Source organism: Variovorax sp. GW821-FHT10D07 (assembly GCF_059415325.1).
Genome location: NZ_JBWKMZ010000005.1, coordinates 270,156 through 285,980, shown reverse-complemented (window position 1 = coordinate 285,980; position 15,825 = coordinate 270,156). Strand labels below are relative to the sequence as shown.

The 15,825-nt window shown below is 71.7% G+C and carries 13 protein-coding genes; 9 read left to right on the top strand and 4 right to left on the bottom strand.

The window, feature by feature from the left end; translation table 11 throughout:
• Positions 1-35: 35 nt before the first annotated feature.
• The 3 genes from AC07PU_RS18170 (at position 36) to AC07PU_RS18160 (ending at position 3,294) form a co-directional block, all read left to right on the top strand.
• A complete protein-coding gene (locus tag AC07PU_RS18170; RefSeq protein ID WP_296777170.1) occupies positions 36-1,397 on the top strand; it encodes an NAD(P)H-dependent oxidoreductase in 1,362 nt (453 codons plus the stop codon).
• A gap of 282 nt (positions 1,398-1,679) precedes the next feature.
• Complete coding sequence (locus AC07PU_RS18165) at positions 1,680-2,042, top strand: YciI family protein (RefSeq protein WP_093354525.1); 363 nt, start codon at positions 1,680-1,682, stop codon at positions 2,040-2,042.
• Between the two features lie 19 nt (positions 2,043-2,061).
• Entirely contained in the window at positions 2,062-3,294 is a 1,233-nt protein-coding gene (locus AC07PU_RS18160) for an RNA polymerase sigma factor (protein ID WP_495319242.1), read from the top strand.
• Positions 3,295-3,306: 12 nt separating this feature from the next.
• Here AC07PU_RS18160 and AC07PU_RS18155 read toward each other — a convergent pair whose 3' ends face one another.
• Positions 3,307-3,972, bottom strand: coding sequence for an NUDIX hydrolase (locus tag AC07PU_RS18155; RefSeq protein ID WP_371269417.1), 666 nt, complete (start codon positions 3,970-3,972; stop codon positions 3,307-3,309).
• A gap of 162 nt (positions 3,973-4,134) precedes the next feature.
• Between AC07PU_RS18155 and AC07PU_RS18150 the strand changes: the two genes are divergently transcribed.
• From AC07PU_RS18150 to AC07PU_RS18140, 3 genes are read left to right on the top strand one after another with little or no spacing between them, the layout of a single operon-like run.
• Positions 4,135-4,806, top strand: coding sequence for a DUF4291 domain-containing protein (locus AC07PU_RS18150; protein WP_495319240.1), 672 nt, complete (start codon positions 4,135-4,137; stop codon positions 4,804-4,806).
• Positions 4,803-5,372 carry a riboflavin biosynthesis intermediates N-glycosidase gene (ybiA, locus tag AC07PU_RS18145; RefSeq protein WP_495319238.1) on the top strand — a complete coding sequence of 190 codons (570 nt, stop codon included), beginning with the start codon at positions 4,803-4,805 and terminating at the stop codon, positions 5,370-5,372. Before AC07PU_RS18150 ends, ybiA begins: the two co-directional genes overlap by 4 nt.
• Positions 5,373-5,376: 4 nt before the next feature.
• Entirely contained in the window at positions 5,377-6,291 is a 915-nt protein-coding gene (locus AC07PU_RS18140) for an ADP-ribosylglycohydrolase family protein (RefSeq protein WP_495319236.1), read from the top strand.
• An 8-nt stretch (positions 6,292-6,299) separates the two neighbouring features.
• Here AC07PU_RS18140 and AC07PU_RS18135 read toward each other — a convergent pair whose 3' ends face one another.
• The gene (locus AC07PU_RS18135; RefSeq protein ID WP_064262233.1) at positions 6,300-6,761 is read right to left on the bottom strand and encodes an Lrp/AsnC family transcriptional regulator; all 462 of its coding nucleotides are present in this window, start codon (positions 6,759-6,761) and stop codon (positions 6,300-6,302) included.
• A gap of 101 nt (positions 6,762-6,862) precedes the next feature.
• Here AC07PU_RS18135 and AC07PU_RS18130 point away from each other — a divergent pair, with 101 nt between their 5' ends.
• Positions 6,863-9,133, top strand: a complete 2,271-nt coding sequence (locus tag AC07PU_RS18130) for an aminotransferase class V-fold PLP-dependent enzyme (RefSeq protein ID WP_495319234.1) — start codon at positions 6,863-6,865, stop codon at positions 9,131-9,133.
• A gap of 76 nt (positions 9,134-9,209) precedes the next feature.
• Complete coding sequence (locus AC07PU_RS18125; protein WP_495319232.1) at positions 9,210-9,776, top strand: DsbC family protein; 567 nt, start codon at positions 9,210-9,212, stop codon at positions 9,774-9,776.
• Here AC07PU_RS18125 and AC07PU_RS18120 read toward each other — a convergent pair.
• Positions 9,773-11,215: a serine hydrolase domain-containing protein gene (locus AC07PU_RS18120; RefSeq protein ID WP_495319230.1), complete on the bottom strand. Its 1,443-nt coding sequence runs from the start codon at positions 11,213-11,215 to the stop codon at positions 9,773-9,775. The genes AC07PU_RS18125 and AC07PU_RS18120 overlap by 4 nt on opposite strands.
• Positions 11,216-11,295: 80 nt before the next feature.
• Here AC07PU_RS18120 and AC07PU_RS18115 point away from each other — a divergent pair, with 80 nt between their 5' ends.
• Complete coding sequence (locus tag AC07PU_RS18115) at positions 11,296-13,905, top strand: FtsX-like permease family protein (protein WP_495319228.1); 2,610 nt, start codon at positions 11,296-11,298, stop codon at positions 13,903-13,905.
• Positions 13,906-14,061: 156 nt separating this feature from the next.
• Here the strand turns inward: AC07PU_RS18115 and AC07PU_RS18110 are convergent, their stop codons facing one another.
• Complete coding sequence (locus tag AC07PU_RS18110) at positions 14,062-15,684, bottom strand: carboxypeptidase regulatory-like domain-containing protein (protein ID WP_490878602.1); 1,623 nt, start codon at positions 15,682-15,684, stop codon at positions 14,062-14,064.
• Between the last annotated feature and the right edge of the window lie 141 nt (positions 15,685-15,825).

Here is a 15,825-nt window from a genome sequence, read left to right as displayed (position 1 = left end):
CCGTCCAGAAGAACCACCGAGACCAAGCCCCTTCCATGAGCCTCCACCAGAAACTCCAGCAGCGCGCCGCCGAAGGCCGCCCGATCCGCATCGGCCTGATCGGCGCCGGCAAGTTCGGTTCGATGTACCTCGCGCAGATCCCGCGCACGCCGGGCGTGCAGCTGGTCGCGATCGCCGACCTCTCGCCCGCGGCCGCGCGCGCCAACCTCGAGCGCGTGGGCTGGGAGGCCGCGCGCGCCAACGCAACTTCGGTGCAGGAGGCGCTGAAGTCCGGCGCCACCTGGATCACCGAGGACTGGCAGGCCGTGACGCGCGAGCCGTCGATCGACATCGTGGTCGAGTGCACCGGCAACCCCGTGGCCGCGGTCGACCACTGCCTCGATGCCTTCGCGCACGGCAAGCACGTGGTCAACGTGACGGTCGAGGCCGATGCTTTCTGCGGCCCGCTGCTGGCACGCCGCGCGCAGCAGGCCGGCGTGGTCTATTCGCTGGCCTTCGGCGACCAGCCCGCGCTGATCTGCGACCTGGTGGACTGGGCCCGCACCTGCGGCTTTCCGGTGGTGGCGGCCGGGCGCGGCCACAAGTGGCTGCCGCATTTCAGCGAATCCACGCCCGAGACCGTGTGGGGCAACTACGGCCTCACGCCCGAGCAGGCGCAGCGCGGCGGGCTCAACCCGAAGATGTTCAACAGCTTCCTCGACGGTTCCAAGCCCTCGATCGAGAGCTCGGCCGTGGCCAATGCCACCGGGCTGGGCGTGCCCTCCGACGGCCTGCTCTATCCGCCGGCCAGCGTGGAGGACATCCCGTTCGTGACCCGCCCGCGCAGCGAGGGCGGCGTGCTCGAGCGCAAGGGCATGGTCGAGGTGGTCTCCTCGCTCGAGGCCGACGGCCGCAGGATCCCCTACGACATCCGCATGGGCGTGTGGGTCACGGTCGAGGCCGAGACCGACTACATCAAGAACTGCTTCGAGGAATACAACGCCCACACCGACCCGAGCGGGCGCTACTTCACGCTCTACAAGCGCTGGCACCTGATCGGGCTCGAGGTCGGCCTGTCGGTCGCGAGCGTGGCGCTGCGCGGCGAACCCACGGGCGTGGCCACCTGCTGGAACGCCGACGTGGTCGCCACCGCCAAGCGCGACCTCGCGCCCGGCGAGCTGCTCGACGGCGAAGGCGGCTACACGGTCTGGGGCAAGCTGCTGCCGGCCGAGCGCTCGCTGCGCATCGGCGGCCTGCCGCTGGGGCTGGCGCACGGCATCAAGCTGGTGCGCCCGGTGCGCAAGGGCCAGAGCCTGACCTGGGCCGACGTGGCGATGGACACCGGCACCCACGCCTTCAAGCTGCGCAGCGAACTCGAGGCGATGTTCGCGCCGAAGGAACAGGCCCGGGCGGCCTGAACCCGAGCGACGCGGCTCGGGCCGCGTCCGCCACCGGCAGGCAGACCTCGTGCCACGGCACGAGCCCGCCGAGCGCGCCGAACCGCAGCAGCAACAGCAACTTCGCGTCGAAGATCGATTCGGCCGGCCGCATCGCGCCCAGGCTGAAGGTACGGGCGACCGGCATTGCGCTGCCGGCCGGGTCGTAAAAGAATATGCAACTCGCTGTCGAAATGCCGGTTGGCCGGCCGTCATTGGTGTGAGCGATCTTGCTCGGTCCGCTTTTCATGACGGAGTTGCACCATGCAGTACATGCTTTTGTTCTATCAGACGCCTGCCGAATTCGAGCAGCGCGACGATGCGTCCGCGCAGGCCCGGCGCGCGAGCTGGGTGGCCTACGCCGACGCGGTGCGCCAGTCGGGCCTCGCGCTCGGCGGCCACGGCCTGATGCCGCCGATGACCGGCACCACCCTGCGCATCCGCGGCGACAAGCGCCAGGTGCAGGACGGCCCCTTCGCCGACACCAAGGAGCAGCTCGGCGGCTACTTCGTGATCGACGTCCCCGACCTCGACGCCGCGCTCGAATGGGCCGCGCGCGCGCCCTGCGCCGCCACCGGCGGCGTGGAAGTCCGTCCGGCCTTCACCGCCAGCGCCCAGGGCGGTTGAGGCCGCCGAGGCACGCGCCATGAACGACACGGCCGCCCGCGAGGCTGCCGAGCGAGCGGCCCGCCAGTCCTATGGCCGGCTGCTCGCGATCCTCTCGGCACGCACGCACGACATCGCCGGCTCCGAGGACGCGCTGGCCGATGCCTTCGCGCGCGCGCTCGAGCGCTGGCCGTCCGATGGCGTGCCCGAGCGGCCCGACGCCTGGCTGCTGAGCGTCGCGCGCAACCGCCGGCTCGATGCCTGGCGCCACACCCGAGTGCAGGACGACGCCACCCAGACCCTGCTGTTGCTGGCCGGCGAGATGGACACCGCCGAGGCCGAGGGCCATGCGGTGCCCGACGACCGGCTGCGCCTGTTCTTCGTCTGCGCCCATCCGGCCATCGACGCCGCCGCGCGCACGCCGCTGATGCTGCAGACCGTGCTGGGCCTCGACGCCGCGCGCATGGCCGGCGCCTTCCTCACCTCGCCCGCCACCTTGAGCCAGCGGCTGGTGCGCGCCAAGACGCGCATCCGCAGCGCCCGCGTGCCCTTCGAATACCCGCAGCAGCGCGAGCTGCCGCAGCGGCTGCAGGACGTGCTCGACGGCATCTATGCCGCCTACGGCACCGGCTGGGACGACGTCGACGGCGCCGACGCGCGGCCCGACGGCCTGACCACCGAGGCGATCGACCTCGGCCGCATCCTCTGCGCGCTGATGCCCGAGGAGCCCGAGCCGCTGGGTCTGCTCGCGCTGATGCTGTTCTGCGAGAGCCGCGCCGAGGCGCGCCGCAGCGACACCGGCGCCTACGTGCCGCTCGACCAGCAGGACACCGCGCGCTGGGACCCCGACCTGCTCGCCGAGGCCGAGGCCTGCCTGCGCCGCGCCTCGGCCATGCAGCGCCTGGGCGCCTACCAGCTCGAGGCCGCGATCCAGTCGGCGCACTGCGAGCGCCGCGTCGGCGCGCCGGTGCCGCCCGAGGCGCTGGTGTCGCTCTACGAGGGCCTGCTCGCGCTGCGGCCGAGCATCGGCGCGCAGGTGAGCCTGGCCTGCGCGCTCGCCAACGCGCGCGGACCCGACGCGGGCCTGCGCACGCTCGATGCCATCCCCGCCGAGGACGTCGCGAACTACCAGCCCTTCTGGGCCGCGCGCGCGCACCTGCTGGCGGCCGGCGGCGCGCGTGCCGCGGCGCGCCAGGCCTACGAGCGCGCGATCGGCCTCGCGAGCAGCGCGGCGGTGCGCACCTACCTCGGCGCGATGATGCTGCGCCTGTGAGGCGCGGTGCGCTCAGCCCGCGTCGGGCCGGGCATTGAAGGTGCGCGGGAACAGCGCCGCCTGCGAACGGTCGCGCAGCCGGTAGCTCATCGCCGGGCGACCCGGCCCGCCCGCGAGCATGCCGGCCTCCTCCATGAAGCCGCCGTCGAGCATGCGCTTGCGGAACGCGCTCTTGTCGACCGGGCGCCCGAGCACGACCTCGTAGGTGTGCTGCAGCGCCGGCAGCGTGAACGGCTCCTCGAGCAGGAAGGCCGGCAGCGAGGTGTATTCGACCTTGCTGCGCAACCGCGCCACCGCCGCCGCGAGCAGCTCGCCATGGTCGAAGGCCAGCCGCTTGCGCAGCGCCGCCTCGACCTCGAACCACGCCACCTCGGCCGCGTTGGCACCGCCACGCAGCTGCATCGCCTGCGCCGGGATCAGCGCATAGAAGCAATGCGTGGCCGACCAGCCGCGCGGATCGCGCTTCGCCCCACCCCAGCTGCCGAGCTGCTCGAGGTAGGGCGTGACCACGCCGGTCTTCTCGCGCAGCTTGCGCAGCGCGCAGTCGAGCAGCGTCGCGTCCTCGTCGACGTTCACGAAGCCGCCAGGCAGCGCCCAGCGTCCCGGATAGGGTTCGGCGCTGTCGGCGGGGCGGCGCACCAGCAGGACCTGCAGCGCGTCGTCGAGCACGGTGAACATCGCCACGTCGACGGTGACGAGGGGGCGGGGGAAAGTCAGCGCGGGGAATGTGGACGGGAATGTGGACACGGGTGGCTTGACTCTAGATCGATTAGTTGTACTATACAACCCTCAATTAGTTGTACAGAGCAACCATCAGAACAACAACAAGGGAAATCAAGAATGAACGACATCCGCATCACTCCGCTGCCCGTGCAGCGACACCTCGAACAATGCGAACGCTGGCCCCGCAACGGCCGCGTCATCCTCGCCCACCACGACGCGCGATCGGTCGTCGTCTACCAGGCCTACCGGCCCGCGATCGGCGAGTACGCGATCGCGCACGGCCGGCTCGACGGCCCCGACTTCAGCCTCGCGCGCATGAGCTGGATCAAGCCGAACTTCCTCTGGATGATGTACCGCTCGGGCTGGGGCACGAAGCCGGGCCAGGAAGTCACGCTCGGCCTGCGGCTGCGACGCGCGTTCTTCGAACGGGTGGTGCGCGAGGCCGTGCCCTCGACCTTCGATCCCGCGCGCTTCGCCGACCGCGATGCCTGGCAGGCCGCGGTGGGACGTTCGGAGGTGCGGCTGCAATGGGATCCCGACCATGCGCCCAACGGCGCGAAGCTCGAACGCCGCGCGATCCAGTTGGGCCTGCGCGGACGCACGCTCGCGGCCTTCGCGCACGAGGAACTGCTCGAGGTGATCGACATGCGCGCCTTCGTGGACGCGCAGCGGCCGCATGCACAACACAACCAGGACCCCGAACTGCGCACACCCGAGGAGCACCCCCTCGACCTCCTGCCCGACGACGGCCGGAGCCTGCAGAAAGCCACCGACGAGGAAACACGATGAGCAACGAGACCGCCCACCGCCACACCCGCACCGCCCTGATCGAGCGCATCGCCCAAGGCTTCGAACCCCGCTACCTGCTGTTCTGGGGCCACCAGCCCGAGAAGGACGGCAGCGCCGGCAAAGGCTGCTTCAGCCAATGGTTCGAGGCGCCGTTCGAGATCGAGGGCGTGCGCTACGCGACGGCCGAGCACTTCATGATGGCCGGCAAGGCGCGGCTGTTCGGCGACACCGAGGTCCTGGGCCAGGTGCTCGCCGCGTGCACGCCGGCCGAGGCCAAGAAGCTGGGCCGCGCGGTGCGCGGTTTCGACGACGCCGCATGGACGAATGCGGCCTTCGACCTGATCGTGCAGGGCAACCTCGCGAAGTTCTCGCAGCACGCAGCGATGGGCGAATTCCTGCTGCGCACCGGCGAGCAGGTGCTGGTGGAGGCCAGTCCCTACGACGCGATCTGGGGCATCGGCATGGCCGCGAGCCATGCCGACGCGCGCGAGCCGGCGCGCTGGCGCGGCCAGAACCTGCTGGGCTTCGCGCTCATGGCCGTGCGCGACCGGCTGCGGGCGGGCTGAAACCATGACGACCTCGATGGAAGACCGCTTCCGCGGCGCCCTGCTCGGCCTGGCCTGCGGCGATGCCGTGGGCACGCGCGTGGAATTCAGCCCGCGCGGCAGCTTCGTGCCCGTCACCGGCATGCAGGGCGGCGGGCCCTTCGACCTCGCGCCCGGCGAATGGACCGACGACACCTCGATGGCGCTGTGCCTCGCGGCCAGCCTGATCCATTGCCGCGGCTTCGATGCCGTCGACCAGATGAACCGCTACTGCAACTGGCGCAGCGTGGGCTACATGAGCAGCAACGGCCGCTGCTTCGACATCGGCATCACGGTGTCGAACGCGCTCTCGCGCTACCTCGCGAACGGCGATCCCTTCGCGGGCGATCCGGATCCGCGCACGGCCGGCAACGGCGCGCTGATGCGGCTCGCGCCGGTCGCGATGTTCGGCGTGGCCGAGACGCCCGCACTGCTGCGGCTTGCCGCCGACAGCACGCGCACCACGCACGGCGCGGCCGAAGCCATCGCCTGCTCGCGCCTGTTCGCGCTGCAGCTGCAGGCCGCGCTGCGCGGCGAGGACAAGGCGTCGATCCTCGCGCCGCGCGACATCGGCGAAGCACCGAGCCCCGGCGTGGCCGCGCTCGCGGCCGGCCGCTGGCGCGACAAGCCGCGCGACGCGATCAAGGGCTCGGGCTATTGCGTGGAATCGCTCGAGGCGGCGCTGTGGTGCTTCGCGCAGGCCGACTCCTTCGAGGAAGCGATCCTCGCGGCCGCCAACCTCGGCGACGACGCCGACACCACGGCCGCCATCTGCGGCCAGCTCGCGGGCGCGTTCCACGGCGTGGCGGGCATTCCGACACCATGGCTGGTTACGCTCGCGATGCGCGACGAGATCGACGCGATGGCGCGCGCGCTGCTCGCGCTCGCCCACCCGGCCTGATCCCTTCGCTACTGCGCGTAAGACAGCGGCAGCGCGGTCGTGAACTTGATCTCCTCCATCGCGAAGCTGGAGCTGACGTCGAACAGCTCGGTGTCGGCGATCAGCCGCTTGTAGACCTTGTCGTAGGCCGCGATGTCGGGCACCACCACGCGCAGCAGGTAGTCGATCTCGCCGCTCATGCGATAGAACTCGACGATCTCGGGGATCACGTCGACCACGGCCTTGAAGCGATCGAACCAGGCCTGCGTGTGGGTGCTGGTGCGCACGGCGACGAACACCGTCACGCCGACGTTGACCTTCTGCGGATCGACCAGCATCACGTTGCGCGTGATCACGCCGGCCTCCTTGAGCCGCTGGATGCGGCGCCAGCACGGCGTCTGCGACAGGCCGACCTGGCTCGCGAGATCGGCGATCTGGCGCCCGGCGTCGAGCTGCAGCAGCTCGAGAATCTTCCTGTCTATGGCGTCCAGTTTTATCTTTGCCATAAAAAATAGAATTTGATTCTCAAAATACAGGGAAATCAAGTCTACAACGCAAGCCTTTTCCTGTCGCGGCTTCGCAGAATCGAGGCATGGACATCTACCTCGACGCCAACGCCACCACCCCCGTTCTGCCCCAGGCCCGCGAGGCCGCGCTGGCCGCCATGGCCGGCGATTTCGGCAACCCCAGCAGCATCCACAACACCGGCCTCAAGGCCCGGGCGCTGATGGACGCGGTGCGTGAGCGCGCCCGCCGCGCGATCGGCGCGCCCACGGGGCGGCTGCTGTTCCTCAGCGGCGCGACCGAGGGCATCCAGACCGCCGTGCTGTCGGCCCTGAACGCGCTGCGCGCGCGGCGCCAGGCCGGCGAGAGCGTGCCCGAGCTGCTGCTCTACGGCGCGACCGAGCACAAGGCCGTGCCCGAGGCGCTGCGCCACTGGAACGCGCTGCTGGGGCTCGACCTCGAGGTGCTGGCGATTCCCGTGGGCCGCAACGGCCGCCACGACCTGGACTGGCTGCGCGCGCACGCACCGCGCGCCGGCATGGTCTGCACCATGGCCGCCAACAACGAGACCGGCGTGGTCAGCGACCTCGACGGCATCGCGGCCGCGCTGGTCTGCAGCCCGGCGCTGTGGATGGTCGACAGCGTGCAGGCGCTCGGCAAGCTGCCGCTGCGCCTGGGCGAGCGGCCGATCGACTACGCGCCCTTCTCGGGCCACAAGCTCTATGCGCCCAAGGGCATCGGCCTGCTCTACGTGCGCGAGGGCGCGCCCTTCACGCCGCTGATGGCCGGCGGCGGCCAGGAGGATTCGCTGCGCTCGGGCACCGAGAACATGTCGGGCATCGCCGCGCTCGGCGCGGTGCTGGCCGCGCTGGAAGAAGGCTTCACCTTCCGCCGCGCCGACGCGCTCGCGGCCTGCCGCGACCGGCTGGCCGCCGCGCTGGCCGAGGCCTTCCCGGGCCTGGTCTTCAACGCGCCGAGCGCGCTCAGCCTGCCGACCACGCTGAACTTCTCGGTGCCGGGCCTGAGCTCCAAGCTGCTGCTGGACCTGTTCGACGCGGCCGACATGCGCGTGAGCGGCGGCTCGGCCTGCGGCGCGGCGAAGGCCCGGCCCAGCTACGTGCTCGAGGCGATGGGGCTGCCCGCCTGGCAGACCGCGTCGGCGGTGCGGCTGTCCTTCGGCCCGGCCAGCGACGATGCCTTCATCGACGAGGCCTGCGCGCGCATCCGCGCCTGCGGCGAGTCGCTGCGCCAGAGCTGCCTGGGCCCGGTGCCGCAGAACGAGGCGCAGCCACCCGAGCGCCTGACCCGCTTCGTGGTGGACGGCGCCTGCTGCTACCTGCTGGCCGATGCCGAGAGCCGGCGCTGCGTGGTCATCGATCCGCTGCCCGAACTGAACGCGCAACTGACCCAATGGCTGGGCTGCCACGGCTACACGCTGGCGGCCGTGCTTGACACCCACAGCCATGGCGACCATGCCTCCTCGGGGCCCGAACTGCGCGCCGCCGTGCCGGCGCAGCAACTGGCACCGGGCGCGGTGGATGCGCTCGGCTGGCCCGAAGGCGCGACGCAGATCGCGCTCGGCGCCCTGCGCCTCACGCGACTGGCCGTGCCGGGCCACACCGCCGACTCCACCGTCTACCTGCTGCGCGACGCCAAGGGGCTGCGCCTGGCCTTCGTCGGCGACACCGTGATGCCCGGCGCGCTGGGCCGCAGCGATTTCGCGCAGAGCCGGCCGCTGGCCTTCGGCCCGTCGCTGCTGAAGCTGCAGCGCGCCCTCAAGCCCGACACGCTGCTGCTGCCGGGCCACGACTACGACGACCGCTTCGCGAGCACGCTGGTCACCGAGCGCATGGCCCAGCCGCTGCTCGACGACGTGCTCGACGGCCACCTCGACGCGGAGGGCTTCGCGAGCGCGAAGGCGGCGCTCGAGCGCGACCTCGGGCTCACCGAGTACCGGACCATGGCCTGCGGCGCGCGGGTCGACCGCTGCGCCGGCAGCGGCACGCCCGAGCTGTCGCCCGAGGCCTCGGCCGCGCTGCTGCGCAAGCATCCGGGCCTGCTGCTGGTCGACGTGCGCGAGCCCTACGAGCAGCGGCTCGGCCAGCCGGGCGTGCTCGATGCCGCGCGACGCCAGGCCGTGCCGCTCTCGCGGCTGCTCAACGCCCTGCCCGACTGGCTGGCGCTGCCGAACGAAACGCCGATCCTGTTCTTCTGCCGCAGCGGCAACCGCAGCGCGCAGGCGGCACGCGCGCTGCGCCGCCTCGGCCATGCGCAGGCCTGGAGCCTTGCGGGCGGTCTCGCGCTGTGGCCGCGCCATGGCGCGGACGAAGTGCGCACCTTGCACGACGCAGTGCATTGATGCGCGCGCGGTCGGGGAACCTTCGCCGCTTGCCCGAACCGCATCCACGCTCACAACGATGTCAGGGACCGTCTCGATGAACCTCCGCCGCCGCCTTCTGCTCGCCACCTGCACCTGGGGCGCCACCGCCACCATCGGCCATGCCCAGACGCGGCGCGACGATGTCGTGGGCCGCTTCAAGAAGATCGAGGGCTTCGACTTCGACAAGCTGCCGCTCCGGGACGCGATCACGCTGGTCCATGGCAACGGCAAGCGCCGCATCGCGGTGTTCTCCGATCCGCGCTGCGGCCACTGCCAGCGCGTCGACAAGGACCTGAAGGCGATCGGCAACGTCACTGTCCATGTCTTCCCCTACCCGGTGCTCGGCGAGGAATCGGTGGCCAAGGCGCGCAACATCCTGTGCAGCGCCCGACCGGCCATGAACTGGGAGCAATGGATCGAGAAGGGCATCGACCCCGGAGCGCCCGCGGGCCGCTGCGATGCCTCGGCGCTGCAGCGCAACGCGGCGCTGGGCAAGCGCTACGACGTGAGCGGCACGCCCACGCTGATCTTCGGCGACGGCACGCGCGTGCCGGGCGCGATACGGGCGGCGTGGATCGAGCAGTTGCTCGACGCCGCCGACCGACCTCAGCCCACCAGCTAGTCCACCAGCGCGCCTTCGCGCACCCTGCGCCCGACGACCTGCGCGCCGCCCTGCGACAGCGTCACGCCCACCACCTGCCCGCCCTCGCGCTGGAACACGACCTGCGCGCCGATCTCGCCCACCGTGAAGCGGTCGGTGCCGATCGGCTTGAGCGGGTTGTAGCCACGGCCGCTCTCGCGCACCAGCAGGCGGCCGCCGCGCACGGTGAAGTCGAGCGACTTGGACTTGGTGACGCGGTACTCGCCGCGGTACTCGGCCAGTTTGTCGGCATCGACCGGCACCTCGACCGTGGGCACCGGGTAGCGGCTCTTGCCGATCGCCAGCATCACGCGCTGCAGCGGCGCGCGCGTGTTGCTGCTCAGGAGGATCATGGCCTCGCCGGTGTCGGGCGCGAGCAGCCACAGGGTGCGGTAGCCCTCGGTGACGCCCGCGTGGTAGTAGGTGCGACGAGCGCCCTCGGCGCCGCGCACCATCACCGCATAGCCGATCTCGGCGCCCTCGTAACTGGCCAGCGGCGTGAGCAGCCGCACCGCGGCCGGCCCGAACGGACCGCTGGCGCCGGCGAGGATGGCGCGGCTGAAGACCATCATGTCGGCCGCGGTGGAACGCAGCGCGGCGATCGGCGCATAGGCCTTCATGTCGAGCAGCGACTGGCGCCGGTCGCCCGCGAAGGCCGGCGCCATGCGCGAGGCCTTGTCGCCGAGCAGGATCACGGTGTCGTTCATGCCCAAAGGCTCGGTGATGCGCGCGCGCACCAGTTCGCTCCAGGTGGTGTTGTAGCGGTCGGCCACCAGCAGGCCGACCAGCGCCATGCCGTAGTTGCTGTACGCGCCCGCGCAGGGCGGCGCGGCGCCCAGCAGCTTGATGCGCGGCAGCGCGTCGTAGAGCTCCTGGCGTTCGAAGGCGCGCATCTGCGAGGCCAGCGCCGGGCCGCCGGTCACGCCGTCGGCCATCACCGGCATGCAGCCGGTGTGGGTCACCAGCTGCCGCAGCGTGACCGAGGCCACCGCCGGCGACAGCGGCGCCTTGATCCTGCCGGCCATCAGCTGGCCCAGGTTGTCGTCGAGCTTCATGTCGCCGCGCTCCACCGCCTGCGCGAGCAGCAGGCCGGTGAAGACCTTGGTGACCGAGCCGATCTCGAACATCGGCTGCTCGGCGCTCTCGGAAGACAGCGCGCGCGGCGGCGTGGGCGGCTCGGGGTTGTAGGCCGCGCCGTAGCTGGCCTTGCCGCCGCGCAGCAGGCCCACCACCACGGTGCCGCGCTCGGCGTCGAGCGCGGTGCGCGCGATCAGGGCCGGGTCGCTCGCGAGCGAGAGCGCGGCGCCGGGCGGCGACTGCGCGGCGGCGGGGCCGGCCAGCAACAGCGCCAGCGCCGAGGCCATGGACAGCAGCGCCAGGCGCCGGAGCGAGGCTTGGGGGCCGCGGGAGAGAAGCCGCATCGTCGATTCCTCGGGCAGGGACACAGGCCCGGATGGTGCCACGCCGCGAAGGCCTTGCCCCGCCCCGCCACAATCGCCCCATGCGTGCATTGCTCACCACCTTCTCCTGGCAGGAACTGCGCCACCACCCCTGGCGCAACGCGGCGGCGGTGCTGGCCGTGATGCTGGGCGTGGCGCTCGCGTTCTCGGTGCAGCTCATCAACGCCTCGGCGCTCGATGAGTTCTCGAGCGCGGTGCGCTCGGTCAACGGCCAGCCCGACCTCGAGCTGCGCGCGCCGCAGGGCGGCTTCGACGAGGCGGTGTTCGAGACGCTGGCGCGCCATCCGCAGGTGACGCTGGCGAGCCCGGTGCTCGAGTTCCAGGCGCTCGCGCTGGTCGTCGCAACGCCCGATGGCGAGGAACGGCAGGTGCCACTGCGCGCGATCGGCGTCGATGCCCTCGCGCTGCCCGCGATCGCGCCGGCGCTGATGCCGCAGCCCGATGCGAACGCCGAACGCTTCGCGCTGTTCGCGCCCGGCCTGGTGTTCCTCAATGCCGCCGCGCGCAGTGCCCTCGGCCTGCCCGCGCAGGCGCCGGCCGGTGCCGAGGAGAGCGTGCAGCTGCGCAGCGGCGCCGACTGGCAGCGGCTGCGCGTGGCCGGGCATGTGGCGGCCGGCGGCGGTGCGATCGCGGTGATGGACATCGCCACCGCGCAGGAGCGTTTCGGCCGCCTCGGCCAGCTCAGCCGCATCGACCTGCGGCTGGCCGCCGGCACCGACCGCGCGGCCTTCATCGCGGCGCTGCAGGCCACGCCGGGCTGGCCCGCCGGCCTGCAGTTCGCCGAGCCCGGCGATTCGGCCGAGCGCGTGAGCAACCTCTCGCGCGCCTATCGCGTCAACCTCACGGTGCTGGCGCTGGTGGCGCTGTTCACCGGCGCCTTCCTGGTGTTCTCGGTGCTCGCGCTCAGCGTCGCCAAGCGCGCGCAGCAGTTCGCGCTGCTCGGCGTGCTGGGCCTCACGCCACGCCAGCGGCTGCGGCTGGTGCTGGCCGAGTCGCTGGTGCTCGGGCTGATCGGCAGCATGGCCGGGCTCGCGCTCGGCACCGCGCTGGCCGATGTCGCGCTGCGCGTGCTCGGCGGCGACCTCGGCGGCGGCTACTTCGAGGGCGTGGCGCCCACGCTGCACTGGAGCAGCGCCTCGGCCCTGCTCTACGGCGCGCTCGGCGTGGCGGCCGCGCTGGTGGGCGGCTGGTGGCCCGCGCGCGCGGCGCAGGCGCTGCCCGAGGCGCAGACGCTCAAGGGCCTGGGCGCGCCGCCCGCGCAGGGCCGCAGCCACTGGCTGGCGCTGGGCCTGATCGCGCTGGGCGTGGCGCTCGCCAACCTGCCCGCGATCCGCGGCGTGCCGGTGGCGGCCTACCTGTCGGTGGCCTGCCTGCTGGTCGGCGGCATCACCGCGCTGCCCTGGCTGATCGCGCTGCTCTACGACCGCATCGCGCCGCTGCTGTCGCGCCGCGTGCTGCCGATGCTCGCGATCGAGCGCGCGCGCCGCATGCGAGGCACCGCGGCGGTGGCGGTCAGCGGCGTGGTCGCGAGCCTGAGCCTCGCGGTCGCGCTCACGGTGATGGTCGCGAGCTTCCGCGATTCGGTCACGCACTGGCTCGACATCGTGCTGCCGGCCGACCTCTATGTGCGCGCCACCTCGAGCGGGCGCGGCGGCAACAGCGGTGCCGAGAGCAGCACCGACACCGCGACCTTCGCGCCCGAGCTCGTGCAGGCGATGTCGCGGCTGCCCGGCGTGGAACGCAGCGGCACGCTGCGCACGCGCTCGCTGCAGCTCGATACGGCGCAGCCCGCGGTGACCCTGATCTCGCGCCACCTCGAAGGCGGCGTGGCGCAGGCGCTGCCGCTGGTGGGCCGCGCGCTGCCGGTGCCCGAGGGGCAGATCGGCATCTACGTGAGCGAGCCGATGGTCGAGCTCTACGGCGCCAGGCCCGGCAGCGTCTTCGCGCCGCTGTCGAACGCGCTGGCGCCCGCCGCGGGCGGCGCACCGGCCACCTTCTTCGTGGCCGGCGTATGGCGCGACTATGCGCGGCAGTTCGGCGCCATCGCGATCGAGGCGCGCGACTTCGAGCGCCTGACCGGCGATCGCGACGTCAGCGACGTCGCGCTGTGGCTCGCGCCCGGCGCCTCGGAAGGCGCGGTGCAGGAAGCGGTGCGCGCACTGGCGGCGCAACGCGGGGGTTCGGACGTGGAGATCGCATCCGTGGGGCAGATCCGCGCGGTCTCGTTGCGCATCTTCGATCGCAGCTTCGCCGTCACCTACTGGCTGCAGGCGGTGGCGATCGCGATCGGGCTGTTCGGCATCGCCGCGAGCTTCAGCGCGCAGGTGCTCGCGCGGCGCAAGGAGTTCGGCCTGCTCGCGCACCTGGGCTTCACGCGCGCGCAGGTGCTCGCGGTGGTGGCCGGCGAAGGCGCCGCCTGGACCGCCATCGGCGCGGTGGCCGGACTGGGCCTGGGCCTCGCGGTGTCGGTGGTGCTGGTGAAGGTGGTCAATCCGCAGAGCTTCCACTGGACCATGGACCTGCTGCTGCCCTGGGGCCGGCTGCTCGCGCTGTGCGCGGCCGTGGTGGCCGCGGGCACCGTCACCGCGTGGATGGCGGGGCGGGCCGCGGCCGGCAAGGATGCGGTGCTGGCGGTGAAGGAAGATTGGTAGGCGCCGCTTCGCGCGGGCAAAAAAAAGCAGGCACGCGACCTGCGGATGTCCGCGGTCCCGTGCCTGCCGGCGCTTTGTCTGCGCGCCTTTTCCCCCTGCTCCCTTTTCTTCTTCGGCTGAAGACGACCGGCTCGCGCCGGCCATCGTTCATGCCGCTCAGTTGCAGTACTGGGCGTTCGCGTCGGTGTTGACTTCCGGCGGCTTGTTGGCCAGGAACTTCTGGACCGGCACGACCGTGGCGTTGCAGTTGTCGTCGGTGCGCAGGTCGAAGACGTGCCAGTAGCGCGTCGAATCCGTCACCTCGCCTGCCGGCGGCGAGAAGACCGACTGGGCGCCGCGGTTGCTCAGTTCCACGCGCGCGGGCGATCCGGTCTGACCTGGGTCGTAGGTGTCGGAGAAGTTGTAGACGAAGAAGCGGTAGGTGCGATTGCGCGCGAGCTTCGCGAAGGTCGTGTACTCGGGACCGAAGCTGTCCACGTCGTCCACGTCAAGGCCGATGAACGGCGCGGCCGCGAGCGAGCCCTTGTTGGCGTAGTAGACCTCTTCACCGACATTCGCGCCCATCGTGTGGGAATCGAGGTCGTAGGGCCGTTCACCCCAGGTCAGCTTGATCGACATGGCCGAGCTCGTCAGCGTGAGGCACCCGCCGAGCGTGATGTCCTGGTCGCCCAGCGTCGCATTCGCCGCATTGGAGAGTTCGGCATTCTTGCTCGCCACCACGAAGGCTTCGCTGCTGCGCTTGGCCGGCACCGAGAACTCGCCGTTGGCATTGGTGACGGCCGAGCCGACACCGCTGTACGACTTGCCTTCCGACGCAACCACCGCACCCGCGACGCGTTCGCCCGCCGCGTTCTGCACGCAGCCGTTGACGCGCACCGTGTTGTAGATCTGGTCGGCGTTCCAGGTCGTGAAGTGCGTGACCGTGCCTTCGTAGTACTGGTTGGGCGCGGTGCCCTGCAGGCTCGCGCTGCCCTCTTCCACCCACAGGCCGGTGGCCGTGTTGTAGAAGAACAGCGGCACCGTCGGCGGCAGCGCGGCGCTGCGCGACGACGGCGCGATGCGCACGGTGGCGCTCACGCCCTGCGCGAGCTGCAGCGGGGCGCCGTCCGCATCGACGAAGCTGGCGTCGAGCGCGCCGAAGCTCTCCATCGCCGCCGGCTCGCCGCTGGTGGCCGCGAGGTAGTTGCCGGGCATCAGGTTGACGTTGGTCGCGGGTGCGATCGGCGTGAGGCGGCCGGTGACCTGGCCGGTGGGCGTGCTGCCGTCGGCGCGGCGCAGCGCGTTGGCGGGCAGGCGCACCATGGCGGTCGAGCCCGGCACCGCGAGGTCGCGCGCGGCGCCCGGGTTGAAGGTGTCGCTGAACGCCACCGGCAGCATCGGAATGTTGATGACGGTGCTGGCTTCGGCCGGCGCGAGCGCGGCGGTCGAACGGCTCTGCGGTGCGAAGCCGTTCTTCTCGTAGCTCAGCAGCACCGAGGCGCCGTTGGTGATGCCCTCGAGCGTGTAGGAGCCATCGTCCGCGGTCGTGGCACTGACGCCGCCGGCCGTGACCTTGACCTGCGCGATGCCGGCGCCGTCGAGCGCATTGGTCACGCGGCCCGTGACCTTCGCATCCTTGCGTGCGGGCGTGCCGGGACCGCCAGGGCCGCCCGGGTCACCCGGGTCACCGCCGTTCTGGCCGGGCGGCAGGAACCCGAAGCCCGAGCCTCCGCCCCCGCCGCCGCACGCGGCAACAGCCAATGCGACCGCCACGGCGGCCACTGCAAATTTGAATCTCATGGGTTCTCTCCCCCTCTGTAGCAACTGGTCGATGAATGCGGCTGCAATGCAGCGGCGTCGGATTCCGATGCGCGGCATCGCAGGCCATGCATCGAAGGGGACCGAGCGTATGCATCGCGGATCGCATCCAACAGTGCCAAA